The organism is Streptomyces sp. NPDC057900 (genome assembly GCF_042887885.1).
GTDB lineage: Bacteria > Actinomycetota > Actinomycetes > Streptomycetales > Streptomycetaceae > Streptomyces.
Genome location: NZ_JBHVOI010000010.1, coordinates 75,861 through 101,410, shown reverse-complemented (window position 1 = coordinate 101,410; position 25,550 = coordinate 75,861). Strand labels below are relative to the sequence as shown.

The following is a 25,550-nucleotide window of genomic DNA, read 5'->3' as shown; positions in this document are numbered from 1 at the left end:
CGGGTCAGCGGCCGGGTGCGGCCCAGGCGCGGCGCCCGCCGACCCAGGTCTCACGCACCCGGATACCGGTGAGCTCGTCGGCGGAGACCGTCAGCGGATCGGCGTCCAGGACGGTGAAGTCGGCGAGCATGCCGGGGGCGAGGGCGCCGACCGCGTCCTCCCGGTGCAGGGCATGGGCCGCGGCCGCCGTGTGGGCGTGCAGTCCCGCCTCCACCGGCAGCCTCAGCGCCTCGTCACCGAGGACCGTGCCGAGCACGGTGCGGCGGGTCGCGGCGGCGGCGACAGCCTCCAGCGGGGCGGGCGGCGCGACCGGAGCGTCGGAGGAGAAGACCACCGGGACACCGGCCTCCGGGCAGCGGCCCGCCGGGTTGTACCGGTGACCGAGCTCCCCGACGGCGGTCAGGGTGCCGTCGCCGGTGCGCAGGTGGTGCTGGGGCTGCATGACCGGGACGACACCGAGCTCGCCCATGCGGTCGATCTGCTCGTCGGTGGGCAGCCCGCAGTGCTCGATGCGGTGCCGCATCCCGGGCCGCTCCCGGTCCGCCTGGGCCTTCTCGACCGCGTCGAGGACCATGCCGATGGCGTACGGGGACTGGGCGTGGGTGGCCGTCTGCAACCCTGCCGCGTGAGCGCGCCGGACGATGTCGGCGTACTCCTCGACCGAGTGGTAGAGCTGCCCGTGGTGGCAGCAGTCCGCGGCGTAGCCCTCGGGGAAGTACGCGGTCCAGCCGCCGAGCGTGCCGTCGGCGTAGAACTTCACGCCCTGGACGCGGAAGTGGTCGTCGCCGAAGCCGCGCACGGCGCCGAGCTCCAGAGCGGTGTCGAGCAGCGCGGACGTCAGATACGCCGAGACCCGCATTCGCAGGCTGCCGTCGGCGTTCGCCCGCAGGTACGTCTCCATCTCGCGCCGCGACACCTGGGCGTCCCCGACGGTGGTGACACCGGCCGCGAGGAACACCTCCTGGGCGCGCAGCAGATGGTCGGCCATGATGTCCTCGGGCTCCGAGAGGTGGAAGTTCGGCCCGTGGTTGCCGATCTTCACCCCGGCCGGCCCGGTCAGCAGGTCGCAGGCGGCGTCCCACAGCTGCCCGTCCGGTTCGCCGTCCTCGAAGTGGCCGATGCTGCCGCCCTCGGGCGACGTGGTGCCCGCGGTGATGCCGCAGGTGCGCAGGGTGTGGGAGTTGACGACGCCGCCGTGTCCGGAGGCGTTCATCACGTAGACCTCGCGGTCCTCCGCGACCCGGTCCAGATCGTGGCAGGTGGGGTGGCGCTGCTCGGCGAGCCGTCGGTGTTCGTAGCCGAAGCCGCGGACCGGGACGCCGGCCGGCAGCTCGCGTCCGGCCTCGCGCAGGACCTCCACCATCGTCGCGATGTCCGGCACGCGTTCCGGCCGCAGGTCGACCCAGGCCAGCGCCTGCCCGTACATGACGGGGTGGCAGTGCGCGTCGATGAATCCCGGGTGGACGAGTCCGCCGTCCAGCCGGAGTTCCTCGTCGACCCGGCCCAGCGACGCGCGGGCGTCCTCGGCGGTGCCGACGTACACGATGCGGTCGCCGCGCACGGCCAGCGCCTCGGCGCGGACCGAGGTGCCCGCGGCGGCGACGGCGGCACCGGTGACGAGCAGGGTGCGGTCGGGGTTGTCGGGGTGGCGGGGCATGGCAGGCCTGCTTTCGACCGGAGAGGTACGGGGGAGTGCCGACAGACGATTCGGCTCGCTGAACGATATGAAACGAACGAAGAATTGACCATAGGAAGAGGTGGGCAATTTTTGTAAAGTTCGATCGTTAGCTTGATTACGAATCGACTGCGGCCACCCTCTCCGGGTGGTGGTCTGTCGCCGTACGCCGTCGCGGCGCGCCGTTCAGGCGGGGCGCGACGCGGTGTCGTAGCGCTCCTTCACCAGCTCCAGGTGCAGCCAGCTCTCGACCTCGCGCACCGCCGGCAGGGCCCGCATCTCCTCCAGCGTGGCGCGCACCGCGTCGAAGGACTCCGCCGTGATCGTGCCGACCAGCTCCGCCCTGCCCAGGCATGTCGACAGGAAGGTCACCCGTGCGAACCGCTCCACCTGTGCGGCGACGGCGGCGGCCTCGCCGGCGACCCGGAGGGCGAATCCGCAGAGGAAGCCCATGCCCAGCACGTCGGGCCGCACCAGGGCGACCACCTTGGCCACCCCGCCGTCGAGCAGGCGCAGGGTCCGGGACCGGGTGGCTCCGGCGGACAGCCCCACCCGGACCGCCAGTTCGGCGAAGGGCAGCCGCCCGTCGTCCTCCAGCGCGGCCAGGATCCGCTCGTCGACGTCGTCCTGGAGCGTCACCGTCGGCTCGTCCGTCAGCAGGTACGGGTCCTTGACGTGCCGGGTGGCGATCAGCGGGTCCACGGTGCGCACCCCGGGAAGCGCGCGGATGTGCTCGATGGTCCGCTCCAGCTCCTGGAAACCGGCGGTCCGCAGCTCGCTCATGATGGCCCGGCGCCCGCTCGTCAGGGTGACGAACGGGGCCTGGGGGAGGGCCGCGATCTCCCGGGCGACCGGTGCGGCGGCCCCCTCGGTGTCGATGGCGAGATGGGCGGAGGCCGACAGCTGGCGCACCGCCGGGTGCACGATCGCCACCACGCGCACGGCACCGGACTCCGTCAGCCGCTGCACCCGCATCCGGGCCGCCGGGCGGGAGAGGCCCACCCGCTGGGCCAGCGTCTCGTAGGTGAGCCGCCCGTCGCTCTGCAGCTCCCGCACGATCGACAGGTCGGTCCCGTCCAGTTCCATCTGCTGTCCCCTCGGTGGATCGGTGCGGCCCGGCCGTGTCCGGCCCGGCGCCCGCTCATTGTCGGTCAACGCCTGCGGCACTCCACCGGGGAGTCCCGAGGTCGCCACCGGGCCTGCTCAGACGGCCATTCCGACAACCATGTCGTCAGCCATGGACAAATAATGCAGCGGAAACGTAAGTTTGGCAGCGCCGAAACGATCGAATCATCCATGGAGACCGAAATGACGCGCCCTGTCGCCGTGATCACCGACCCGGAGGAGCTCGACCCGGAACCGGCTGTCCGGCTCCTGACCGAGGGCGGCTTCGAGGTCCGGGTGGTGGGCAGTCGCGATCCCGAGGCGATCGTCGCGGCCGCGCACGACGCCGACGCGCTGATCGTCGGCTACGCGCGGGTCGACGCCGCGCTCCTCGACCGCCTGCCCGGGGTCCGGCTCCTCGCCACCATGTCCGCGGGCTACGACATGATCGACACCGCCGAGGCAGCCCGCCGCGGCCTGTGGGTCACCAACCTGCCGCACTCGGCCACCGAGGACGTCGCCGTCCACGCGCTGGCCGCGGCACTCTCGCTGATCCGCCGCCTCCCGCAGGCGGACGCGGTGGTGCGCTCCGGCGGCTGGAGCCGCGACTTCACGGAGGTGCCGCGCCGGGCGAGCGAGATCACCCTCGGCCTGATCGGCTTCGGCCGCATCGCCCGTACGCTCGCCCGCATCGCCGCCCCGGTCTTCGGCCGCGTCACCGCCTACGACCCCCACGCCGCCGACGGCGACTGGCCCGCAGGCGTCGAACGGCTGGACCTGGACACCCTCGTGGCCCAGGCCGACGTGCTCTCCCTGCACACCCCGTCCACGCCTGCCACCCGTGGGATGGTCAACGCGGATCTGCTCGCCCGGACGCGTCCGGGCAGCCTGCTGGTGAACGTGTCGCGCGGCGACCTCGTCGATCCGCAGGCACTGCTCGCCGCCCTCGACAGCGGCCGGCTGGCCGGCGCGGCCCTCGACGTCCTCCCCGTCGAACCCCCGGCCCGCGACGACCCCCTGCGCGCCCACCCGCGCCTCCAACTGTCCCCGCACAGCGCGTTCCTCACCGACGCCTCGCTGCGCGCGTACGTACTCGAACCCGCCCACAACGTCCTCGCGTGGTGGACCACAGGCCGCCCGCACACCCCCGTCGTCGTCCCGGCCGGAGCCCCGGCCGGCGCACCGCAGCAGGCCCCCGGCCGGCAAGGAGCATCCGCGTGACCGAGATCCTCACCACCCCCGCCCCCGCCCCCGCCCCCGCATTCGCCACGGCCGAAGCGCTCGCGGCCGAGGAGCTGCGACTGCGGCGCGAACTGGCCGCCGTCTACCGCCTGGTCGCGCACTTCCGCATGACGGACCTGATCTTCACGCACATCTCGCAGCGGCTGCCCGGCCCGGACAACCACTTCCTGATCAACCCCTACGGACTCCTGTTCGAGGAGATCACCGCGTCCAGCCTGGTCAAGATCGACCTGGACGGCAATCCCGTCGGACCCTCCGCGCACCCGGTCAACCCGGCCGGATTCGTGATCCACAGCGCGATCCACAAGGCCCGCCCGGACGCCCACTGCGTCCTGCACACCCATACCAAGGCGGGCTGTGCCGTGGCCGCCCAGCAAGGCGGGCTGCTCCCGCTGAACCAGATGTCGATGGAGTTCCACAACCGCGTCGGCTACCACGCCTACGAGGGCGTCGCGCTCAACCTCGACGAGCAGGAACGCCTGGTCGGGGACCTCGGCGGGCACCCGGCGCTCATCCTGCGCAACCACGGACTGCTCACCGTCGGTGAGAGCGCCGCTCAGGCGTTCCTGCGGATGTACTACCTGGAGAAGGCCTGCGAGATCCAGGTCACCGCCCAGGCGGCGGGCACCGCGCTCGTCCTGCCCCCGGAGGAGATCTGCGAGTACACCGCGCGGCAGCTGGCGGGGGAGGCCACCGCGGACTTCCAGGACGACATCGCCTACGACCTGGCCTGGGCGGCGCTGCTGCGCCTCGTCGAGCGGATCGCCCCCGACCACAAGGACTGATCAGGCGGTGCGGGCCCGGCCCGGCGGCCACGGGGCGGACAGGACCGGCACGATGTCGTACTGGTCGCACGGCGTCGTGAAGCACTGTTTGGGCGCCGGGACGCAGACGGAGCCGAGCGGTGCGACGACGGTGGCGCACGGGTTCGCCCGGTGCGCCGCCGCGCCCTCCACTGCGTGGGCGGGACCGGTCAGTGTGAGCGACAGGGCGGCGAGGGCGACCGGCGCCCCGGCGCGCAGCAGGTTCTTGAGCATGGGCAACAGGCATAGCCGGTCCGCCGCCGCCGGGGAAGGCTACGGAGGACCAAGTCACCCGTCCGGGGCCCGGAGCCTCTCGTTCGGATCAGGCCGCGCGGCGGCCCGTGTGCAGCGGGCTGCCCGCGGCGAGGCCCTCGGGGTCCAGCGCCAGTGACAGGGCGGCGGTCGCGCCGACGTCCGCCAGGCTGTGCGCGTCGGGCAGGAGTTCCACGCCGTCCGCGCCGGGCCGGTGGATCAGCACCGGGACGTACTCCCGGGTGTGGTTGGCGTGGCCGATGGTGGGGTCGTTGCCGTGGTCGCCGGTGACGATCAGCCGGTCACCGGGGTCCGCGAGCAGGGCCACGAGCCCGGCCAGCCCGGCGTCCACCTGTTCCAGCAGCTGCCCGTACCGCACGGTGTCCTGCTGATGGCCCGCCAGGTCCGTCTCCTGGACGTTCGCGACCACCAGGGCGTCGCCCTCCGCGCGCACCGCGTCCAGGGTGTGCGAGAGTACGTCGGCCGTGACGACGGCCGGATGACGTACCGCCGCCCCGCACACCAGGATGTCGGCGGCCTTGCCCACCAGGGTGACCGGGATCCCGGCCCGTGCCGCCAGTTCGGGGAGCTGGCGGGTGTGGTCGAGCGGGGCGCCCAGGTGCTGCACCTGGAGCCCGCCGTTGCGGTAGAAGCCGGTGGCGGGGGTGTCGAGACCGACCGTTCCCCCGTCGCCGGGGCGGACGAAGTCGCTGAGCGGGCCGTCCGCATGGCCGCCGACCGCGATGACCCGCGCGACCGGGGCGACGGCGCGCACCGTACGGGCGATCGCGAGGATCCCGCCGGGCCCGTCGAACGGGAGGTCGTCCAGGCGGCCGGACGCGTTCCAGTTGATGCCGGGATCGGCCTCCAGGTTGTCGTGGACCAGCACCGCCCCGTCGACGACGAGCAGTGGCTTGCCGTCCAGGCGCTCGACCCGGTGACCGGCGGCCGTGAGAGCGCCGGACACCTCGTCGAGGTGGTCGGCGAGCCGGGCCACCGTCACCCGGCTGAAGTCGGCGCCCATCATCGTCTGGTGGCCGGCGAAGGTGTCCGCGCCCGGATAGCCGAGCGCGGCCCGGCCCGCGGCGACGGGCAGATGGGTGCGGCGCACCAGGTCCGGGTGCGGGTGGACAAGACCGAGCCCCAGCGCCCCGAGCACCGGCAGGCGCAACGGCCGCCCGAACGCGGCCCGGCAGTGGTCGAGTACGTGTCCGCAGGTATCGGCGGTGAGGTCGCCGGGGCGCAGGGTGCCCGCGTCGGGCATGGCGCCGACGCCGAATCCGTCGATGACGACGATGACGGTCTTGGCCATGAGGTGCTCCTTACAGGGCTCGGCCATGTGCGTCGTAGAGCCCGTTCAACCGGGGGGCGCCGGAGGCGAGCCCGGAGACGACGGCGACGGTCGAGCGGGTGACGAAGATCTGGGTACGGAAGGCGAGCAGCGCGGTGTCCCCGACCCGGGCGTCCGCCGCGCGGCCGGGCGCGTCGAGCAGCCGGTAGTAGTCGATGTTCTCGGCGGGCGCGTCCTGCACGCCCAGGCGGATGCCGGTGCGTGGCAGCAGGGCGCTGCGGATGTGCGCACGGCTGTAGAAGCCGCCGCCGAATATCGCCGGACGGCCGTCGTCGAGGGTGTGGGCGACCTCGCTCACGTACACGTACGCGGGCTGCTCGGGCTGTGCCGGATCGACGGCGTGCAGCGGGGTGGTGCCGGTGAGGGCGTGGCCCGGCTCGCCGTGGGTCGCGCCCAGTTCGGCGAGCAGCGGGAGGGACGCCATCGAGGTGGCGCTGGGGGCGCTGAGCTTGAGGTCGTGGTGCCCGCGCGCGGCCAGCAGTTCACGGGCACGGATCGCCAGGCCGAAGTTGGGGGTCGCGGCGGGCACGCCCGTCGCCGGGTCGCACAGTACGCAGGGGAAGGCGGTGACGCCCGCGATCCGGATGCCGTCCAGCGCCTCGGCCTCCTTGGCGAAGGACTCCAGGCGGTCGAGCGGCACGCCGCCCTCCTGACCGGGATAGACGTCGCCCTCGGCCCCTTCGAGCCTGATCAGGACGGGCTGTACGAAGCCCAGTTCGCGGGCCGCCTCCGACACCGCGCGGGCGTTGGCCAGGTCGAAGACCGTGACGGTCTCCGGGCGCCAGGCCAGCATCTCGGGCAGCGCGCGCCGGGGGATCTGGACCAGGTGTCCCAGGTTGCCGGGCCGGGCTCCGGCGGCGTGCAGGGTGCGGGCCTCCGCCGGGTCGATGGCGGCCGAGCGGGGGATGTGCCGGGCGATGGCCCGGATCAGTTCGGGGTTGCGGCCCAGCTGCTTGACGACGAACCAGAGGCTGATCCCGAGGCGGTCGGCCTCGGCCGCCAGCAGCGCGGCGTTGGCCTCGACGGCGTCCAGGTCGACGACATAGGTGTCGGGCGGGATGTCGCCGTTCCGGTGCAGCGCGGCCGCGGCGTCGACGAGCCCGGGATTGCGGGTGAGTACGGTGTCGAGGAACACGGTCAGTCGTCCTTCGGGTCGTCCAGGGCGGCGAGCGAGCGGCGCAGGATGTCGATGACGAGGTCCGCGCCCGCCCGCATCGGGTTGATGCGTACGGTCCAGTCGGCCAGTTCGGGGGAGTCGTCGAGAGCCGAGCTGGACATCCGGTAGAAGAGCGGCGCGATCTCGTACCTGGAGTTGGAACCGACGGGGTAGGGGGCGGCTCCGAACCGGGCGGCGACGGCGGGCAGTCCCGCCGCGACCGGCCGGTCGAGCCGTACGAGCAGGCAGCGGTCCTGGGCGTTGGCGATGCGCACCTCCGCCACCCCCGCCACCTCGCCGGCGGCCAGCCGCCGTGCGACCTCCGCGCCCACCCGGGACTGCACGGACCACATGACGGGAACGTGGGTCAGGGAGCGCAGGGCGTCGAGCGCCTGGTGGCCCTGGACCTGCCCGCCGCCGGAGTAGTTGTCGCGCCGGACGTGCTCGACCAGGTCGCGGGCGCCGACGACGAGGCCGACGCCCTCCGGACCGTGCAGCTTGAAGAGGGAGAAGCAGGAGGCGTCGGCTCCCAGCTCCACCCCGGCGGCGGGCGTGCGCATCACGGCGTAGTTGTCGTCGACGATCGTGCGCACCCCGGCGGCCCGGCAGGCCGCGATGACCTCGGCCGGGTCGTACGAGTCGGCCAGCCGCTGCCGGGTGTGCTGGATGTACGCCCACCGGAACCGGCCGGACTCCAGGGCCTCGCGGAGTGCCGACGCGTCGTTGAAATCGGCCTCGACGGTGTCCACGCCGATGCCCCGCAGGGTGACCTCTGTGGTGCGGTAGACCGGCGCGCGGTGGATGAGCAGCGGGTCGCCCGCCCGGACGGCCGCGTTGAGGGCGGCCCGGATCGCGCCGGTGCCCGCGCCCTGGACGAAGGCGGCGTCCTGGGCTCCGAAGAAGTCCGCGAGCACGGCCTCCACCCGGGCGGTGGTGCGCGGCCGGCCGAGGCCGGGGACGACGCCCGCGTCGGACGAGAACAGCTGCTGTCCCTCGAAGTGGGCGGCGGTGGCCTCCAGCAGCCGGAACTGCCTGGCGACGGCGTCGTCCAGCTCCACGGTCGCCAGCGGGAAGGTGGCGGGGAGCACGGGAGGTACGGGGCTCATGTCAGTTCTCCTCCACGCTCGCGCCGGTCAGGAAGCGCAGCGGATTGCGTCGGGTCAGCAGGTCGATCAGATCGTCGTCGGCGCCCGCCGCGCGCAGCTCGGGCAGGAAGCCGCGGAAGAGGTGCCCGTAGCCCTGGCCGCCCTCGTCCAGCAGGTAGCCGTGGCGGGAGATGTCGCAGCTCAGCAGCGCCCGGTCCGCGTGCCCGGCCTCGACCAGGGCCAGCAGCAGCCGCAGCCGCGTCCGGTCGCTCTGGTAGGCCGACTTGCCCACGGTGTCGAAGGCGACGTACGCCCCGCGCGCCGCGAGCTCCCGGTGGACGCCCGGATCGTCGAGCAGATCCTGATGGCCGATGCTGACGCGGTGGGCGGGCAGCCCCTCACCGGTGAGCAGTTCCAGCTGGGCGAGCCCGCCCCGGCCCAGCTGCGCGTGGGTGGCGAGGGAGAGCCCGGTGGCCCGCGCCGCCCGTGCGCCGGCCCGCAGCACCTTGGCCTCGGGAGCCGTGGGGACGTCCCCGTGGCTGCCGATCTCACCGAGGACGCCGGGCCGGATGCCGGTCGTGCCGATGCCGTCCTCGATCTCGCGGACGAGGACCTCGGTGAGCTGTTCCACGTCGGCGGTGTCGATCTCCGGGGTGTGGAACGGCTCGTAGTACCAGCCGGTCGCGGCGACCACCGCGACCCGCGCGTCCCGGGCGATCGCCGCCAGGGCGCCGGCGTCGCGTCCCATGCCCCGGCAGGTCAGCTCGACGACGACGGAGAGGCCGAACTCCTCGCGCAGGGCGCTCAGCTCGGCGGTCACGGCCGCCGCGTGGCGTCGCGGGTCGAGGACGGCCGCACCGTCGCCCCGCTGGTCCAGATCGAGGACCAGGTGCTCGTGGGCGAGGGCCGGGCCGCGTACCGAAGAGGTCGCGATATCGCCGGTGACGGTGCGCAGGGTGTGCGGGGCGGGGTGATTCATCGTGGGGGTTCCTTCTACGTGTACGGGCCCGGTCCGGTCAGTGGGCGCGGCGGCCCCGACGCGGGGTGAACAGCTCCCGGTCGCGGGGGCGTCAGCCCTTGACCGGGGTGAACAGATCGAGCCAGTACAGGATGTTGAGCAGGATGCCGCCGATGATCACGGCCGCGGGTGCGGCGGCCATCTTCACGACGGGGCGGCCCATCGCCTCGTTCAGCAGGTAGAGCCCGCCGACGACGAGGATGCCGAGTCCGCCGCCCATGGCGTTGGCGGCCATCAGCGAACCGAAGAGGATCGCGAGCTGGAGGGTGTCACCGATGGCGCTGCGCAGGTGCTCAGAGGAGTCCCGGACGCTGGGCAGCTTGCCGAGGACCCGGCCGATCCAGGAGAGGGCCAGCACCTCGGCCGCGAACACGAGCGCGCCGACGACCGCGGCCAGGAAGGGGTTCGGCATGAGGTAGCCGATCGGGTACACCAGCGTGAAACCGGCGATGCCGTACGCCCCGGAGGCGAGCGCGGTGGTCGCGATCAGCGGGATGAAGCCGAACACCCGGTAGAAGTCGACCTGGGCGGCCTCCGAGTACTGCCCCTTCGCGATGAGGAAGCTGGTGGCCTCACCGCCGCCGAATATGTGCATCTGGGCGAGCACACAGACCCCGGCCCCGAGCACCATGAACAGCGGCAGGTACCTGCGCAGCCGGGCCGCGCTCGCACTGAACAGCGACGCCATCGGATCGTCCTCCAGGACGACCTCCTCGACGCCCGCCGCCCGGTCGGCCCGGCGCTGCCGGACGTCCTTGGCGACCGCGAGACCGATGAGCATCAGCACGCCGACGGCCATGGCCAGCGCCCCGGCGAACATGTTCGGCCACAGCTTCATCGTCATGACGACGAGCGCCAGTTCGAGGACGCCCGCGATCCCGCCCCACTTGCGGCCGAACTGCTTGGTGATGGCGAGCACCGGGAACAGCGAGAAGAGGAAGAGGATCGGCGTCGACATCTGCTGCATCGCGGTCAGGAAGTCGACCGGCAGATCGTGGGCGACGTTGTTCGCGCCGTTCAGGCCGAACACGACGACCGCGCCCCAGGCGGCACCGAGGATGGGGGCGAGCCACTTCTTCGGCGCCAGCATCCCGAGGATGTCCGTGGGCAGGAAGACCAGCCACGGGTTCAGCACACCCGTGGACAGGGCCATCGGCGCACCCAGTCCGAAAATGAACCCGGCGGACAGACCGAACGAGACAGCGGTCGTCGCGCTACGGGTGGTGCGCCCCTGGATGAAGTCCAGCATGAAGGGGCGTACCCCGTCGTTGAAGACGGCCAGGGCCATGTGCGAGATGTAGGCCGTCAGCGCACAGAGGGCTATCACGGTCAGTTGCTGGGCCAGCGTGAAGTCGAGGCTGGCGCCGGCGGCGAGTGTGGTGCTCACGAGTCACTCCTTGGTGCCCGGGATGATGAGAACAGGCTGTTGATCAGCCGCGGGCGGCGATGGCGCGCGCCATGAGGGGGGCGATGATGTCGATCTGGTCCATCGAGAAGCCGAAGACCTTCTTGCCTTCGGCGAGCAGGGCGGTGACCTGCTCCTCCGTCGGGACGCTGCGCCCGAAGGTGTGGCAGGCGGCACTGCCCATGAGGCCGACGAGCACGCCCAGCGAGGCGCCGGCGCCCGTGTGGCAGGTGCCCAGGTAGTAGTCGGCCTGGCCGGCCCGGAGCTTCATCGCCGCGTCCATGTCGCTGGAGGCGACGACGTCGAGCGAGTCGATGCCGAGCTTGCCGATGGCCGCGGTGACCTCGACCTTGCCGACTCCACCGGTGAGGATCTTCGTCATGGCTGTTCTTCTCTCTGCGTCGGTGTCTGCTGCGGGGATGGGGGACGCCTGCCGCGACCGGTCAGGACGCGGGGGCGGCGGGGGGCTGCTGCGCCAGGACGGCCAGGTGCATCCCGAGGAAGTTGACCTCGGACTCCGGGAGCGCGGCCCCCAGCTCCCGTTCGGCGCGGGCCGATACGGCACGGGCGCGGGCGACGGCGTCGGGATGTCCGGCCAGCTCGGCGGCGACCTGGTCGTCGGTGAGGAACTGCTCGATCGCCTCGCCGTCCAGGATCCGGCCGAGCGCCATCATCAGATGGCTGGTCAGCATGCCTGCCGTCGCTTCGGTGACCGTGCGGCCCTCCGCCTCCAGGGCGGTCAGCTCGGCGGTGACGAAATCGGCCACCTCCGGCCTGACCGTGCCGCCCTCGCGAAAGAGCTGGATCCGCAGTGCGAGCTGGTCGTCCATGGTGAGCCTCCTAAAATCAACAGTAACCAGGATTTTGTATTTTGAGGGCGAGCGACGCCCCGGAGTTATGAGACCCCGGTCACGGAGCCCGCCGGTCAGTACGAGGGGACGCGCTCACCGCGCAGCACCTCGCTCTGCAGCCGGGTCACCAGTGACAGATCGAGCGAGTCGCGGACCGCGGCGAGCGCCTTGGCCCCCTCGGACCGGCCGATCACGGCGGCGGTGGAGTTGCGCAGTGCCAGCTCCCGGTTGACCTCGTCCCCGAGCGGGAGCACGTCGACGCCGATCCCGAGCCGGTCCTGCGCCTCGTCCAGGTTCCAGACGGTCGCGTCCACCTCGTTCCGCGCGAACAGATCGCTCAGCTGCATGTACGACGCCTCCCGCCACTCGACGTCCTCCCGGCCGGCGAAGACCCGCTCCACGAGCATCCGCAGATCCTCCGAGGCGTGGTCGACCGCCACCCGCAGTCCGGGCGAGTCCAGGTCCACCCCGTGCCGGACCAGCATGCCGTGCGCGCCGACATAGGTGGCGGGGCCGAGATCGGCCACCAGCTCCACCGGGTGCTCCGCGATCAGCTGGTCGGCGGCGAACCGGGACAGGACGACCAGGTCGACCTTGCCCTCCAGCAGCGCCGCGGTCCGGGCCCCCGCGCCTCGCATGAACGTGATCGCGAACGGTGCGCCGGCCTCCTCGAACGCGCTGCGCAGCCCGGTCGCCAGGCCCTCGTACCGCCGTGAGTAGGGGAGCGGCATCGCCGCGAGCAGGGTGCCCAGACCGGACAGCCGCCACAGGACGGTACGGTCCGAGTGGACGAGGAACGTGCCGAGATGGCCGCGTGCGGTCGTCGAGATCGCACCGGCCTCCTCCAGCAGGTGGAGAGCGGCCTGAACGGTTCCGTTTCCGCAGCCCAGCTCCTGCGAGAAGTCGCGCACACGGGGCAGGCGGGTGTCCGGCTCGTGGTGCAGGAGCAGGACGGCGAGCTGCCGCGCGGCGAGGCCGTTGCGGGTGAGGAAGCGGTCGTCGAAGTCGTTCACGAATCAAACAGTAACCAGGATTCTGGATACTGACAAGGCCCCTTCCGGGAGCCGCTCCGGTCGCCCCCCGGTTCCTCCTGCTGGTCCGCCCGGCGTGCGCGGGGTGGTGGGCGCGGAGAACATGAGGCCATGAGCAACTCGGCGCCCCGGGCGCAGGGTCCGGACCGTCCTGCGAAGGCCGGTGCGAGCGGGCCGCCGAACCAGACGCTGGCACTGGCCGCGATGATGTTCGCCGTGTCGATGACGTTCATCGACCAGACCATCGTGGCGATCGCCGCGCCCGACATCATTCACGAGCTGGGTCTCACCTCCTCGCAGATGCAGTGGGTCATCAACGCCTACCTGCTGACGCTCGCCGCGTTCTTCGCGTTCGGCGGCCGGCTGTCCGACATCCTCGGTCACCGCCGCGTCATGCTCTGCGGCACGCTCGTCTTCGTCATCGCCTCGGCGCTCTGCGGTGCCGTGCCGTCGGGGGACTACGCCCAGGCGTGGCTGATCGGGTTCCGGGCGATCCAGGGGTTCGGAGCCGCCCTGATGTTCCCGGCGGCGCTCGCCGTGGTCATCGCGGTGTTCCCGGTGGAACGGCGCGGGCGCGCGCTGGCGCTGTTCTTCGGCGTCTCCGGCGGGCTCACGGCCATCGGCCCGCTGCTGGGCGGCTGGCTCACCGAATGGACCTGGCGGGCCATCTTCTGGATCAACGTCCCGGTCGCCGTGGTCGCCATCGTCCTGGCACTGCTCGCGCACATCCCCGAGAGCTCCAACCGGGAACCCCTGGACGTGCCGGGCACCGTACTGATGGCGGTCGGCATGGGGCTGACCGTGCTGGGACTCCAGCAGTCCGTGTCCTGGGGCTGGGACGCCTGGTCGACCTGGACGTGCATCGTGGTGGGGCTCGCGGTCCTGGCCTTCTTCTGCCGCTTCGAACTGCGCCGGCGTCACCCGCTCGTCAGACTCCAGGTCTTCCGGGACCGGGCGTTCTCCGTCGACATGCTCGTGCTCTTCTTCGCCATGACGGCCTTCGTGCCGGTGCTCTTCTTCGCCTCGGTGTACGCGCAGGTCTCCCTGAGCGCCTCGCCCAACCAGGCGGCGCTCTACCTCCTCTACTTCTTCGTGGGGTTCGCCCTCGCCTCCCAGTGGGGCGGCCGCATCCTGGACAAGCGCGGCGCCCGCCCGGCCCTCAAGATCGGCTCCGCGCTCGGCGCGGTCGGCTTCGCACTCTGGGCCGCCAAGCTGACGACGCTCTCGATGCACGACCAGTGGCCGTACGCGGCGCTCGCGGGCGCGGGCATCGGCTTCCTGCTCGCACCCGCCTCGACCGACGCCGTCAACCGGTCGATCGGCGCCTCCTACGGCGAGGTCACCGGCATCACGCAGACCGTCCGCAACTTCGCCGCCAGCATCGGTCTCGCGGTGTTCGGCACGGTGCTGACGCATGTCACGGTCAACCGGGTCGCCGGGACGCTCCGGGGCGAGGGCGTGCCGTCCGGCCCCGCCCACACCGCCGCCCGGCACATCGCGGAAGCCGTCACCGGGAACGCCGACGCGCGACAGCCCACGGGACACGGCAGGGCCGCCGAGCTCACCCGGGAGTCGATGCAGGCGATCCGGCTGGACTTCGCCGAGGCGAACCAGTGGGTGTTCTACTCCATGGCGGGTGCCCTCGTGCTCGCCTTCATCTGTTCGCTCCGGCACCCGGGCACACGTGTGACGGAGGAGGCCGGCGCCGCGCCTCCCGAGAACCCGGCGCCGCACCCGTCCGGGCGCTAGACGAAACGGCCGGCCCGTCGCAGTCCTGGAACTTCCCCGCGAGGCCGGTCAGTTCCGGTGCCAGACCAGGGTGTACCGCCAGAAGACCCTGCGGCGGAGCCGGGCACCCGGCAGCGACTGCCGGGCCTCATGGGCGATGTCGGCGAAGGTCATCACGGCGGGCCGGGTGGGAGCGGTCATCGACGCCGGCCGTGCCGAGCGGCGTCCCCGGTTCTTGATCAAGGCCATGGCGACGTTCAGCGGAACAGCGGCCGCACCTAAGAGCCGGTCACCGGTCGACCGCGCGCGGGACAGCCCCACGACAACCAGCGTCCCGCCCGGCGCCAGGTGCCGGCGAAACACGTCGAGGGCGTCGGAGAACGGCAGATGGTGGAGGGCGGCGACACAGGTGATCACGTCGTAGGAGCCGGACGGTATGTCGGTGAGCGCGTCTCCGACAGTGAACGCGACGGGCGCGTCCGGCCCGGTGAGCGCGCGTGCCCGAGCGACGATCGCGGGGTCGGCGTCCAGGCCCCGCACGTTTCCGGCACGCGTGGCCAGCAGCCGGGCCAGCTCCCCGCTGCCCGAACCGATGTCGAGGGCGGTACCGAAGCGCTTCGGGAGCTGCCGCATGATCCAGCGGTGGTAGTGGGCGTTGTGGTCCCAGGGGTGGGCGGCGTGGAACCGTTCCAGGGCCGCGAGGAGCCGGGGCAGCGGTGTCGTCATCGCGCCAGTCCATCATCCGGCGGCCAGGGGCGGGGTACCGGCTCCGCGCGACCGTCAGCTCGGGGCGGCGTCCCGCACCGCCATGCCGAACCCACGCTCCGGTGTGACCTGGATCACCATTGATGTTTGCTCGATTTGCGCAAATTTATGCAAAGCGATGATCGCGGAGCGTGTGCCCTGGTGACGGTACCGACGAGCACCCGGCGCGGGGTCGCTGATGGTGCCGGATGAGCAAGCGGGAACGTCCGCACCTCGCCGATTCTGCCGATCCGTCACTTTCTCCGAATTACGCCTGCACAGTTGTTCGTTGCCAGGTGTTGTTGAGAGTGAAGGGCGCACGACCGCGCACTTCCCGGGCTCGAAGAAGCGCCCGGCTCTCCGCACGAACAGAGGCTCGCGCCTGTGACGATCCACCTCGTAGGTGACCTGATGATCCTGGCGGTCACGATCCGCGTCTTCGGCAAGGACGCCCACACCCTGCTGCGCCACCTGGCGGCCGCGGGAGTCCGGGTCGGGGTGAGCGAGCTGAGCCGCCGTCCCCGTGACCGGAAGGAAGGCCGGTGACCGAGTACCGAAGCCGCACCCGTCCGGGCACAGAGCCGATGACCCAGCAGCTCCCCGACCTCTCGTTCACCGCCTTCCACCAGATGAACCGGCCGCGCTACATCCACTACGCCGAGACGTTCCTGCACAACCGCCACGACGCGGAGGAAGCGATCGACAGCGCCTTCGAGCAGCTGCTGCGCACCTGGGACAAGGTCCTGCTCGTCGAGAACCCGTCCGGCTACGCGTGGACCGTCATGCGCAACAAGGTCAACGATCACAGCCGCGCGCGCAGGCGCCGGCCCCCGCTCCTCGACGACGAGGCCTTCAACACCTTCGCCCTGCGCGACGCCGTGGATCCGTACGGACAGATCACCGAGACCCTCGCCCTCATGAGGGCGATGCGGCAGCTCACCGAGCGTCAGCTCGACGTCATGGTGATGACCTACCTCCATGGGCTCAACGCCCCCGAAGTGGCCGACGTACTCGGCATCACCAGCGCCACCGTGCGCTCCACGGTCCGGCACGCGACGCGCCGGCTGCGGGACATCCTGGGACCGGACCGCGCCATGGAAGGACGACGATGACACGCCACATCACGGAGTTCCTCTCCCGCGCACGCCTCGTCACCACCCCCTACACCCAGGACGACATAAACGCAGCGGAGACCCGCCTCCTCGCCCGACTCCACGCCGCCGGCCCGTCCAGCGCCCCGCCACCGCCGGCCACTCCCGTACCGGAGGAGCCGACGGAGCAGGAAGCCGCCCAGAACCTGCAGACCCTCTGCGAGACCGTCGTCACCCGCAACACCGCACTCAGCACCCTGGATACCTTCCTCACCCCGCAACTCCCCGAACCCCCCGGCGCACGGGTCCTGGGCTGCATTCTCCAGCTCGCGGAATCCGAGGAGAACGCCCGCTTCTGGTGGCAGTACGCGGCCGGCGCCGGCGACCCCGCGGCCTCCTACTGCCTCTACCTCCACCACCTCGCACTCGGTGAGCACGGCGAAGCCCGCTGGTGGTACGAGCAGACCGAGCAGATCCAGAGCGCGCCCCCCTCCACCGACGACTTCACCGACGCCGTGCCCGACGTCACCACCGACGACGTGCCGGGCATCGTCAGCGACGCGCTCAACGCCGTGACGACCACCGACGCGAGCCTGCTGCCCACAGCGCTGCGCATCCTCGGCGCGCTCAAGACCGAACCGGCCCCGGTGCCCGCGATGGTCGGAGCCGTGCTCGACTACGTACCGGCGGCGGTCTGCCACATAGACGACTTCGAGCTGCCGCTGCCCGCCCCCGGCTTCACCGACCACATCCGCAGCCTGACCGCCGGCAGCGCGCCCGCTCCGGGACGGCCCTCCGTGCGCAACCGGCTCCAGCCCCGCCCCAAGTCCGCCCGCCCGCTGATCGCCGCCGCCCGCCGGGAACCCAAGTGGTGCTGGGGGTAGCGGCGGTCGTCAGCGGTGCGCCGCACCGGCCCCGGCGTCAGCGGCCGGTCCGGCCGAGGGCCGCGGCGAGCTCCGGCACGTCGGGCGGGTTGGCACCGGCCCTCGCGACGGTCACGGCCGCGGACGCCACCGCGTGGCGAAGGACGTCGGTGACAGTGGCCCGGTCCACCGCGCGGAGCCGCTCCCGCCCCTGCGCGCCGAGCAGCCCGTGCGCGGCGAGTGCGTGGAGGGTGCCCGACATGAAGGCGTCCCCGGCCCCCACCGTGTCCGCGACCTCGACGGGTGGCGCGCCGGCCGGGACCCGGCCGCCGGGCAGGACCGCCAGGGCCCCGTCGCCGCCCCGGGTGACCAGCACGAGGGCCGGCCCGGCGGCGAGCCACCGCTCGGCGACCCGCTCGGGTTCCTGACCGGGGTACAGCCACTCCAGATCCTCGTCGCTGGCCTTGACCACATCGCTGAGCGCCACACAGCGCTCGACCTCGCGCACGGCCGCCTCGTGGTCCCCCATCAACTCCGGCCGCACATTGGGGTCGTAACTGACCGTCGCGGCCGTCCGCAGCGACTCGACGGCGGCGACGACCGCGGAGGCACCCGGCTCCATCACGGCCGCGATCGACCCGGTGTGGACGTGCCGGGGCTGCCGTTCCAGGGAGACCGGGCCCAGCGTCCAGGTGATCTCGAAGGTGTACGCGGCCCGCCCGGCGCCGTCCAGGGTGACGGCGGCGGACGGGGTCGGAGCCGTCGAACCGTCCGTGCGGACCGCTACCCCGGCACCGGCCAGATGGTCGCGGATCAGGCGCCCGTGAGCGTCCGGACCGAGCTGGGTGAGCAGGGTGACGTCGTGCCCGAGCCTGGCCAGGCCGTACGCGACATTGGCCGGGCTGCCTCCCGGGTGGACCCGGTCGGCGGCACCCGGCAGCCGGACGATGTCGGCGACGCACTCACCGATGACCAGCAGGTCGATTCCTTCGAGCATGAGGGTGGGGTCTCCTGGAGTGCGGTGACGTAGGTGTCCTGGCAGGCGGCACGGCCTTTGAACACCCTGGGGCCCGGCCGGGACCCGTTGCCTCAGCGGCCGGCCAGCGCGCGGTCGAGAAGCGGCAGCAGGCGGTCCCAGTGCCGCTGCAGCCCGGAGGCGCTGAACGCGTCGGTGTCGGACATGGTGAAGCCGTGGGTGGTTTCCGGGTAGACCTCGCAGGTGTGGCTGACGCCTGCGGCGTCCAGCGCCCGGTTGAGCTCACTCAGGGTTTCCGGCGTCATGTCGCCCTCGGCGAGGCCGAGGTGGACCTGGGCGGATACCTCGGGGAACCCGTGGTGCGGGCTGTCGGGCGCGTCGGTGACCAGGGCGCCGGGGTGGAATCCGGCGACGGCCGCCACCTGGTCGGGATACGCGGCAGCGGTGCGCATCGCCAAAGTTCCGCCCATGCAGTAGCCGATCGCCGCGACCGGCCCGGCGCTGACCTCGGGCCGGCCGGTGAGGAACCCGAGGTAGGCCTCGGCGTCGCGCAGGGCGCGTTCGCTCGTGTGTGCCTTGATCAAGGGCATCACCTGGGCGAAGATCGCGGGCCGGGCCTCGGCGCCGATGTGCTCGGGGAGCTCGATCACCGGTGCCGGACCGTGCCGGTAGAAGATGTTGGGGACGAGCACGTAGTACCCGTGCCCGGCCAGTTCACGGGCCATTTCCGCCAGCACCGGCCGCACGCCGAAGGCGTCGGGGTACAGCAGCACGCCCGGGTGCCGCTCATCACTGTCGGGGAAGGCGGCGAGTGCGTCGGCCCGGCCGTCGGCGGTGGGAATCAACAGCGTCTTGGTAGGCACGTTCTGCACGTTCTTCCTTCTTCGGACCGGTGCGTATTCACCGTCGGAGGGGCGACGGATCGAAGACCTCAACCCGTGGTTCCGGGAAGTCAGTTCACTTTCGCCAGCAAAGTACAACCTGTACGGCAGCAAACGCAATGACCGTTGTGCCCCGCTCACGGTGAATGCCCCGCCCTCCGGCGGCGGCGGTGGCCGAGGGGAAATCAATCCATGAGAGGGAGCGCGGCGGGGGAGCGGCGGGCCATTTTTTCCGGGGCCGCGGTGGGCGCGGGCGGACCGGGATTTGCTGCCGCTCACGGATCTCATCCCCGGGCGGATCACGCCCCCATGGGTGAACGGCCCTTGCTGTCGTGCCGCTACGAGTCGGGGAGCGCCGTGTGAGCGGAGCCCGAGCAGGGCAATTGCCGCGCCGGGAAGGTCCGGAACCAAGTGGCGTGCTCCGGTGGGTGATGAGCGGTGGATCACGGATGTACCGTGTCCGTACTTGAGTTCGAGCTGGCTGTGGCGGCCGCACGAGGAGACAGAAAAATGAATGAGAACACGCTTTCCGCACCGCATCCCGTGAGCGCGCATCCCGCCCGCGTGTACAACGTCTGGCTGGGCGGAAAGGACCACTACGTCGTGGATCAGGAGGCGGCGGAGCTCGCCGCCCAGGCCAACCCGACGATCGTGCCGTCGGTCCGGGCCAACCGCGCCTTCCTCGGCCGCGCCGTACGTCTCCTCACGGACCTCGGTGTCCGCCAGTTCCTCGATATCGGTACGGGAATTCCCGCCGCGGCGAACACCCACGAGGTAGCGCAGCAGGCGGCGCCGGAATCGCGTGTCGTCTACGTCGACAACGACCCGATCGTGCTGACCCACGCGCGGGCACTCCTGGTCAGCGGCCCCGAGGGGCAGACCGACTACGTGCAGGCCGATGTGCGCGACGTGGACGCGATCCTCGAAGCGGCCGCCCGGAACCTGGACCTCGACCAGCCGGTCGGCCTCATGCTCGTGGCGATCCTTCAGTACATCAAGGACACCGAAGATCCGTGGGACATCACCCGCCGGCTGCTGGACCGCCTGGCCCCCGGCAGTTACCTGGTGCTGTCGCACCCGGCCGCCGACGTCACCGCGCCCGAGGTCGCCGAGTCCATGCGGATCTACAACGAGCGGGCCGCCAGCCACGCTTCGGCGACCCCCCGCACCCATGCCGAGGTGCAGCGCTTCTTCGATGGCCTGGAGATCCTGGAACCGGGACTCGTCACTCTGACCCGCTGGCGTCCCGCCCCGTCCGACATCGCGGACGACACCCTGCCCATGTGGTGCGCCGTGGCCCGCAAGGCGTAACGGCTCGCTTCGCCGCCACCAACTGCCTTGCCGGCTTACCCGGTTGGTCGGTGCCGGGGCCGGCCGGGTCGTCGGATCACTCCATCGGCCCGGCGGCCCTGACGGCCTCGGCATCGGAGTCATGGTTTCCCACCGGCCGTTGCAGCGTGCGGAGAACTGCCGCGAGGCCGACCGGGTCGCGGCGGGCGATGTTGTGACCGACGGGAAGTTCGTGAACCCGCCACGCCGCGTCGTCGCGCAACCGTTCGGTCAGGGCGAGGAACGGGCTGCCCGGCCACACGCCACCGCTGATGAACGTCCGGGCGGGCCGCGCGTGTCCGGGGTCGTCCCGCAGCCTGACCGACTGGATGAAGCTCGCCAGCGGGTGCGGTCGCGCGCGCGGATCGAGCCCGTCGGGGACCGCGACCCATCGGCCGTCGGCGCGGGAACCGGCGATGAACAACTCCCGGAAGGTGTCGCTGGTCAGGGACCAGCACGAATCCCCGTCGTCCGGAACATAGGCGTCGATGAAGACGAGGTGGTCGAGGCGGGCGCCGAGCCTGTCCGCGACACCGGCGATCACCATCCCGCCGTAGCTGTGCCCGCACAGCGCCAGCGGTGCCCCCGCGCACCGGTCGACGATCTCCGCCACCTGGTCGACATGTGTGTCGAGGTTAGGCGTACGGTCCGCGTGGGCCTGGCCGTCCGGTTCCAGCCCCGCCAGGGTCACCGCCTCGACCTCATGACCGGCCCGGTTCAACTCGACGGCCACTGAGTCGAAGGCCCACCCGCCCTGCCAGCCGCCCGGCACCATGACGAATTTCATCGGGCCATCGTAGGCGGCGAGGAGCGCGTTCGATACGGCTCGGAGCCGGATGCGACCGTGTTAGTACAACGTCTTGACAAAGCGTGCTGACGGTTCCTAGGTTCTCAGGCGATCCCGCCCGTCACTGATGGCTCCCAACTCTGAGTATTCGCAAGGCAGTTGACCTGTCTCTGTTGAGTACGCGCCCTGCTTCCGGGCCCCGGTGGCCACCTGCGGCGTGTGATCGCCCCTGCGCAAGAAGCGCCGCCAGGCGCGGCCCAGCCTTCCGGCTCTGCCGCGTATCCATGGCCTACTCCCACACGAGGTGAACCATGCACCGCAGAAGGTTTCGAGGAAAGTCCCGCCGGCTCGGCGGCGTCGCCGCTGTCGTCGCCGGCACGCTGTTCGGTGTGCTCCCCGGCTCCGGAGGCCACGCGGAGGCCGCGGCCGGGGCTTCGGCGGGGGCCTCCGCGGGCGCTCCTGCCGGGAAGGCCGCGACGGCCGGTGCCACGACGCCGTTCGTGACGGTCGAGGCCGAATCCGGGACGCTCGGCGGCGCCGCCCGCGTCCGTTCGATCAGGCCCGGAGCGACGGTCCCGGCCTCGGCCTCCCTGGAGACCGAGGCGTCGGGCAACGCGCTGGTTGAGCTGAAGAACACCGGGGACGCGGTGTCGGTGCCCAACAGTTCGGGCCGGAGCGCCAACACCCTCGTCGTGCGTGCCTCCATCCCCGACGCGCCGCAGGGCGGCGGGATCAGCGCGTCGTTGGACCTGTACGTCAACGGCACGTTCCGTCAGGCGATCACGCTGAGTTCCGCGCAGGCGTGGAACTACCGCGAGGCGACGACCGACCCGGACGACCCCAAGGCCGGCGGTATGCCCTACCGCTTCTACAACGACTTCCCCGTCTGGGTCTCGGGCGCCCCGATCCCGGTCGGCGGTACCGTCACGTTCCGTAAGGGATCCGGCGATACGGCCTCGGTCTACGACATCGACTCCGTCGACCTGGAGAACGTGGGGCCCGCGCGGCCCCAGCCGGCGAACTCCCTCTCCGTGGTGACTTATGGCGCCGACCCGGAGTCCGGGAAGGACTCCACGGTCGCCATCCAGAACGCGGTGAACGCCGCCCGCCGGCAGGGGAAGACGGTGTGGATCCCGCGCGGCAGGTATCTGACGAACAGCCTCGAACCCACCCCGCTCGACTTCACGGGTGTGACGGTGGAGGGCGCCGGGATGTGGTACTCGACGCTCTACCGCAAGAGCCCGCTGCCTGCCACGTCGTGGCGATCGAAGACCCTGGTGGGATCGGGGACCACGCTGCGCGACATCCAGATCGATTCGAACGCCGTGTGGCGCGGGGTCGGCGGCACCGGCGGCGCGGACTACGGCATCAACGCCAGCGGTGCCGGCGGATGGCTGGTCCAGCGGATCTGGACGCGGCACACCGACGCCAACTGGCTCTCCGGATCGAACGGTCTCATCGAGGACAGCCGGACCTCGGACGGCTACGGCGACGGGTTCAACATCAACAACGGCAACACGAAGGATCCGGACAAGCGGGGCGACAACATCACCGTACGCGACAACTTCGCCCGGAACACCGGTGACGATTCCTTCGCGACGTACTCCGACGCGGGCGCGAGCGGTACCAACGGGCAGGTGACAGGGGCGAAGATCCTCAACAACACCGCGATCGCGCCCTGGTGGGCCAACGGCATCCGGGTGGCCGGCGGCGAGCACGTAGAGGTGCGCGACAACCTCGTGAACAGTGTGTCCTCGAACAGTGCCCTGGACATCGGCGTGTTCGGGGATACCGGACACCCCCTGGAGTCCGCCACGATCAGCGGCAACGTCCTGATCGGCGGTGGTGGCTGGAACAGCGTGCGGCACGGGGTACGGATCGGCTCCCCGAACAGCGCCTCGCTGTTCCCCGACGCCTATACGCATGTGACCCTGAGCGACAACGTGATGCGCGGAGCCTTCCGGGCCGGCCTCTTCATCGACCTGGCTCGGGTCGATGTGACGCTGAAGAACAACACCATCGACGGCCCCGCGACGCAGGGAATCCTGGTCGCTCCCGGCGTCACCGGCACCGGAGCCTTCGCGGGCAACACGGTGACGAATCTCCGGCCGGGCCAAGCGGCGCTGCGGAACGATTCCCCGGCGACGTTCCACATCACCGACTGACATCACGTCAGGCCGGGACGGCCCGACCGGGCCTCCCCGGCGCACTTCGTAAAGTGTATTGACAAAGTATGTTCACCGTTCGTACGTTCTTATCGCACCCAGCCGACGACCGGCCTGAGCAGCGGTAACCCCCGCTTCATACCCATCGGTCGGCCAACTCGCCCAGACCCCTACCGCCGCACCCGGCATGTGCGGCGCCGACGGGAGCGTGCAATCACCGTGACCACCAACACCAGGCGGGCGCTCGTCGTCCGCGGCGGCTGGAACGGGCACCAGCCCGTGACGATCAGCGACGGATTCCTGCCGTTCCTCAAGGAACGGGGGTTCGCCGTCGAGACCTCCGAGGACCTCGCGGTGTACGAGGACGCGGAGAAGCTCGCCGCGACCGACCTCATCGTGCACTGCTGGACGATGGGCACCATCACCCCCGAGCAGCGCGAGAACCTGTCCGAGGCCGTACGGGCGGGCACCGGTCTCGCGGGCTGGCACGGCGGCATCGTCGACTGCTTCCACGACCACGGCTACCACCTGCTCACCGGCGGCAAGTTCGTGATGCACCCGCCGGGCTTCCACGACCACACCTACAACTTCCGGCCCGAGCACGCGGACCACCCGGTCATCGCGGGCCTCGATGACTTCTCCGTGCACACCGAGCAGTACTGGGTCCTCACCGATCCGCGTATCGAGGTGCTGGCCACCACCACCTTCCCGGCCGCGGAACCGCACGACGGGCCCGCTGTGATGCCCGCCGTGTGGACCAGGACCTGGGGGGCCGGCCGGGTCTTCGTCTCGACCATCGGGCACAAGCCCGACGACTTCGACGTGCCCCAGGTCCGCACGCTGACCGAGAGGGGGCTGCTGTGGGCGAGCCGCTGAAGCCTTTGAACATCGGCATCGTGGGCGCCGGGAAGATCAGCGGCGCCTATCTGTCCACGCTGGAGCGGCTGACGTCCGTGCGGCTCACCGCCGTCACCGACCTCGACGTCGGCCGTGCGCGGGCCGTCGCGGAGCGGGCCGGTGACGGGGTCTCCCTCGCGCCGACCGTCGCCGCCCTGGTCGCCCGCGACGACGTGGACGCCGTCCTCAATCTGACCGTCCCCGCCGCGCACGCGGACGTCGCTCTGACGGCGCTCGCCGCCGGCAAGCACGTGTACGGCGAGAAGCCCCTCGCCGCCGACCGAGAGGCGGCCGACGCGGTGCTCGGCGCGGCGCGGGCGGCCGGACTGCGGCTCTGCTGTGCCCCCGACACCGTCCTGGGCACCGGAACGCAGACCGCGCGCAAGGCCGTTGACGACGGCCTGATCGGCCGGCCGGTCGCGGCCACCGCCTTCATGACGACCGCGGGCCACGAGAAGTGGCACCCGGACCCCGAGTTCTACTACCGCCCCGGCGGCGGCCCCCTGCTCGACATGGGGCCGTACTACCTGTCGGCTCTGGTCCACCTGCTCGGCCCCGTGGTCAAGGTGACCGGTGCGTCCTCCCGGCCCCGCGCCGAGCGGACCATCGGCAGCGGGCCCCGTGCGGGGCAGACCTTCCCGGTCGAGGTGGACACCCACATCACGGGCGTCCTGGAGCACGCCGACGGGGCGCTGTCCACGCTGGTGATGAGCTTCGACGTGCGCGCCGCGCGGCTGCCGCGCATCGAGGTGCACGGCACCGGCGCCTCGCTGTCCGTGCCCGACCCGAACCACTTCGACGGCCCCGTCGAGATCCACCGCGGCGACGGCTGGGAGACGCTGCCCGTATCGGCCGGCTACCGGGGCGCGGGCCGCGGCGTGGGCCTGGCGGATCTGGCCGAGGCGCTCCACGGCGGCCGCCCGCACCGTGCGTCCGCGGAACTCGCCGCACACGTCCTGGACGTCATGCTCACGCTCATGGACGCGGCGGACGAGGGCCGGGCACTGCCGGTGACGACCACCTGCGAGCGCCCCGCTCCGGTGGCGGACACCGGACTCTGACCCTGCGTCGACCGCCGCAGAGCCCCCGACAGCACCCCGCCCGCTCGCAGCAACA

At 71.6% G+C, this 25,550-nt stretch carries 25 protein-coding genes; 10 read left to right on the top strand and 15 right to left on the bottom strand.

Going from position 1 to position 25,550, the window contains the following annotated elements:
- Positions 1–4 precede the first annotated feature (4 nt).
- Positions 5–1,657 (bottom strand): amidohydrolase, encoded by a 1,653-nt coding sequence (locus ACFVQ0_RS28925; protein WP_390092131.1) that lies wholly within the window; start codon positions 1,655–1,657, stop codon positions 5–7.
- A gap of 204 nt (positions 1,658–1,861) precedes the next feature.
- The gene (locus ACFVQ0_RS28920; RefSeq protein ID WP_390092130.1) at positions 1,862–2,761 is read right to left on the bottom strand and encodes an Lrp/AsnC family transcriptional regulator; all 900 of its coding nucleotides are present in this window, start codon (positions 2,759–2,761) and stop codon (positions 1,862–1,864) included.
- A 222-nt stretch (positions 2,762–2,983) separates the two neighbouring features.
- Between ACFVQ0_RS28920 and ACFVQ0_RS28915 the strand changes: the two genes are divergently transcribed.
- Both ACFVQ0_RS28915 and ACFVQ0_RS28910 read left to right on the top strand, forming a co-directional pair.
- Positions 2,984–4,000, top strand: coding sequence for a C-terminal binding protein (locus tag ACFVQ0_RS28915; protein ID WP_390092129.1), 1,017 nt, complete (start codon positions 2,984–2,986; stop codon positions 3,998–4,000).
- Positions 4,001–4,005: 5 nt separating this feature from the next.
- Complete coding sequence (locus ACFVQ0_RS28910) at positions 4,006–4,806, top strand: class II aldolase/adducin family protein (protein ID WP_390092259.1); 801 nt, start codon at positions 4,006–4,008, stop codon at positions 4,804–4,806.
- On the opposite strand, the gene ACFVQ0_RS28905 is transcribed toward ACFVQ0_RS28910, so the two are convergent.
- The 9 genes from ACFVQ0_RS28905 to yhfZ all read right to left on the bottom strand — a co-directional run bounded on the left by ACFVQ0_RS28905 (position 4,807) and on the right by yhfZ (position 12,955).
- Positions 4,807–5,058, bottom strand: a complete 252-nt coding sequence (locus ACFVQ0_RS28905; protein WP_390092128.1) for a hypothetical protein — start codon at positions 5,056–5,058, stop codon at positions 4,807–4,809.
- An 88-nt stretch (positions 5,059–5,146) separates the two neighbouring features.
- Positions 5,147–6,388 carry a phosphopentomutase gene (locus tag ACFVQ0_RS28900; RefSeq protein WP_390092127.1) on the bottom strand — a complete coding sequence of 414 codons (1,242 nt, stop codon included), beginning with the start codon at positions 6,386–6,388 and terminating at the stop codon, positions 5,147–5,149.
- A 10-nt stretch (positions 6,389–6,398) separates the two neighbouring features.
- Complete coding sequence (locus ACFVQ0_RS28895) at positions 6,399–7,562, bottom strand: YhfX family PLP-dependent enzyme (RefSeq protein WP_390092126.1); 1,164 nt, start codon at positions 7,560–7,562, stop codon at positions 6,399–6,401.
- Positions 7,563–7,564: 2 nt separating this feature from the next.
- A complete protein-coding gene (locus ACFVQ0_RS28890; RefSeq protein ID WP_390092125.1) occupies positions 7,565–8,689 on the bottom strand; it encodes an aminotransferase class V-fold PLP-dependent enzyme in 1,125 nt (374 codons plus the stop codon).
- Between the two features lies 1 nt (position 8,690).
- Positions 8,691–9,647 (bottom strand): phosphotriesterase, encoded by a 957-nt coding sequence (locus ACFVQ0_RS28885; protein WP_390092124.1) that lies wholly within the window; start codon positions 9,645–9,647, stop codon positions 8,691–8,693.
- A gap of 91 nt (positions 9,648–9,738) precedes the next feature.
- Positions 9,739–11,073 carry a YhfT family protein gene (locus ACFVQ0_RS28880; RefSeq protein ID WP_390092123.1) on the bottom strand — a complete coding sequence of 445 codons (1,335 nt, stop codon included), beginning with the start codon at positions 11,071–11,073 and terminating at the stop codon, positions 9,739–9,741.
- A gap of 43 nt (positions 11,074–11,116) precedes the next feature.
- The gene (locus tag ACFVQ0_RS28875) at positions 11,117–11,473 is read right to left on the bottom strand and encodes a DUF2620 domain-containing protein (protein ID WP_024491812.1); all 357 of its coding nucleotides are present in this window, start codon (positions 11,471–11,473) and stop codon (positions 11,117–11,119) included.
- Positions 11,474–11,534: 61 nt separating this feature from the next.
- Positions 11,535–11,921, bottom strand: a complete 387-nt coding sequence (locus ACFVQ0_RS28870; protein WP_390092122.1) for a transcriptional antiterminator — start codon at positions 11,919–11,921, stop codon at positions 11,535–11,537.
- A gap of 95 nt (positions 11,922–12,016) precedes the next feature.
- The gene (gene yhfZ / locus ACFVQ0_RS28865; RefSeq protein WP_390092121.1) at positions 12,017–12,955 is read right to left on the bottom strand and encodes a GntR family transcriptional regulator YhfZ; all 939 of its coding nucleotides are present in this window, start codon (positions 12,953–12,955) and stop codon (positions 12,017–12,019) included.
- Positions 12,956–13,084: 129 nt separating this feature from the next.
- On the opposite strand from yhfZ, the gene ACFVQ0_RS28860 reads away from it, so the two are divergent.
- A complete protein-coding gene (locus ACFVQ0_RS28860) occupies positions 13,085–14,722 on the top strand; it encodes an MFS transporter (protein ID WP_390092120.1) in 1,638 nt (545 codons plus the stop codon).
- Positions 14,723–14,770: 48 nt separating this feature from the next.
- Here ACFVQ0_RS28860 and ACFVQ0_RS28855 read toward each other — a convergent pair whose 3' ends face one another.
- Positions 14,771–15,427, bottom strand: coding sequence for a class I SAM-dependent methyltransferase (locus ACFVQ0_RS28855; protein WP_390092119.1), 657 nt, complete (start codon positions 15,425–15,427; stop codon positions 14,771–14,773).
- Positions 15,428–15,829: 402 nt separating this feature from the next.
- On the opposite strand from ACFVQ0_RS28855, the gene ACFVQ0_RS28850 reads away from it, so the two are divergent.
- From ACFVQ0_RS28850 to ACFVQ0_RS28840, 3 genes are read left to right on the top strand one after another with little or no spacing between them, the layout of a single operon-like run.
- Entirely contained in the window at positions 15,830–15,991 is a 162-nt protein-coding gene (locus ACFVQ0_RS28850) for a hypothetical protein (protein ID WP_390092118.1), read from the top strand.
- Complete coding sequence (locus ACFVQ0_RS28845) at positions 15,988–16,557, top strand: sigma-70 family RNA polymerase sigma factor (protein ID WP_390092117.1); 570 nt, start codon at positions 15,988–15,990, stop codon at positions 16,555–16,557. Before ACFVQ0_RS28850 ends, ACFVQ0_RS28845 begins: the two co-directional genes overlap by 4 nt.
- Complete coding sequence (locus ACFVQ0_RS28840; RefSeq protein ID WP_390092116.1) at positions 16,554–17,420, top strand: hypothetical protein; 867 nt, start codon at positions 16,554–16,556, stop codon at positions 17,418–17,420. Before ACFVQ0_RS28845 ends, ACFVQ0_RS28840 begins: the two co-directional genes overlap by 4 nt.
- Before the next feature lie 37 nt (positions 17,421–17,457).
- On the opposite strand, the gene ACFVQ0_RS28835 is transcribed toward ACFVQ0_RS28840, so the two are convergent.
- Both ACFVQ0_RS28835 and ACFVQ0_RS28830 read right to left on the bottom strand, forming a co-directional pair.
- Positions 17,458–18,396 (bottom strand): carbohydrate kinase, encoded by a 939-nt coding sequence (locus ACFVQ0_RS28835; protein WP_390092115.1) that lies wholly within the window; start codon positions 18,394–18,396, stop codon positions 17,458–17,460.
- A 92-nt stretch (positions 18,397–18,488) separates the two neighbouring features.
- Positions 18,489–19,238, bottom strand: coding sequence for a dienelactone hydrolase family protein (locus ACFVQ0_RS28830; protein ID WP_390092258.1), 750 nt, complete (start codon positions 19,236–19,238; stop codon positions 18,489–18,491).
- Between the two features lie 528 nt (positions 19,239–19,766).
- Between ACFVQ0_RS28830 and ACFVQ0_RS28825 the strand changes: the two genes are divergently transcribed.
- Positions 19,767–20,567 (top strand): SAM-dependent methyltransferase, encoded by an 801-nt coding sequence (locus tag ACFVQ0_RS28825; RefSeq protein WP_390092114.1) that lies wholly within the window; start codon positions 19,767–19,769, stop codon positions 20,565–20,567.
- 76 nt (positions 20,568–20,643) lie between these two features.
- On the opposite strand, the gene ACFVQ0_RS28820 is transcribed toward ACFVQ0_RS28825, so the two are convergent.
- A complete protein-coding gene (locus ACFVQ0_RS28820) occupies positions 20,644–21,372 on the bottom strand; it encodes an alpha/beta hydrolase (protein ID WP_390092113.1) in 729 nt (242 codons plus the stop codon).
- Between the two features lie 311 nt (positions 21,373–21,683).
- Between ACFVQ0_RS28820 and ACFVQ0_RS28815 the strand changes: the two genes are divergently transcribed.
- The 3 genes from ACFVQ0_RS28815 to ACFVQ0_RS28805 all read left to right on the top strand — a co-directional run bounded on the left by ACFVQ0_RS28815 (position 21,684) and on the right by ACFVQ0_RS28805 (position 25,495).
- Positions 21,684–23,537 (top strand): glycosyl hydrolase family 28-related protein, encoded by a 1,854-nt coding sequence (locus tag ACFVQ0_RS28815; protein WP_390092112.1) that lies wholly within the window; start codon positions 21,684–21,686, stop codon positions 23,535–23,537.
- Positions 23,538–23,756: 219 nt separating this feature from the next.
- Positions 23,757–24,413 carry a ThuA domain-containing protein gene (locus tag ACFVQ0_RS28810; protein WP_390092111.1) on the top strand — a complete coding sequence of 219 codons (657 nt, stop codon included), beginning with the start codon at positions 23,757–23,759 and terminating at the stop codon, positions 24,411–24,413.
- Complete coding sequence (locus ACFVQ0_RS28805; protein ID WP_390092110.1) at positions 24,398–25,495, top strand: Gfo/Idh/MocA family protein; 1,098 nt, start codon at positions 24,398–24,400, stop codon at positions 25,493–25,495. The genes ACFVQ0_RS28810 and ACFVQ0_RS28805 overlap by 16 nt, the downstream gene beginning before the upstream one ends.
- Positions 25,496–25,550 lie beyond the last annotated feature (55 nt).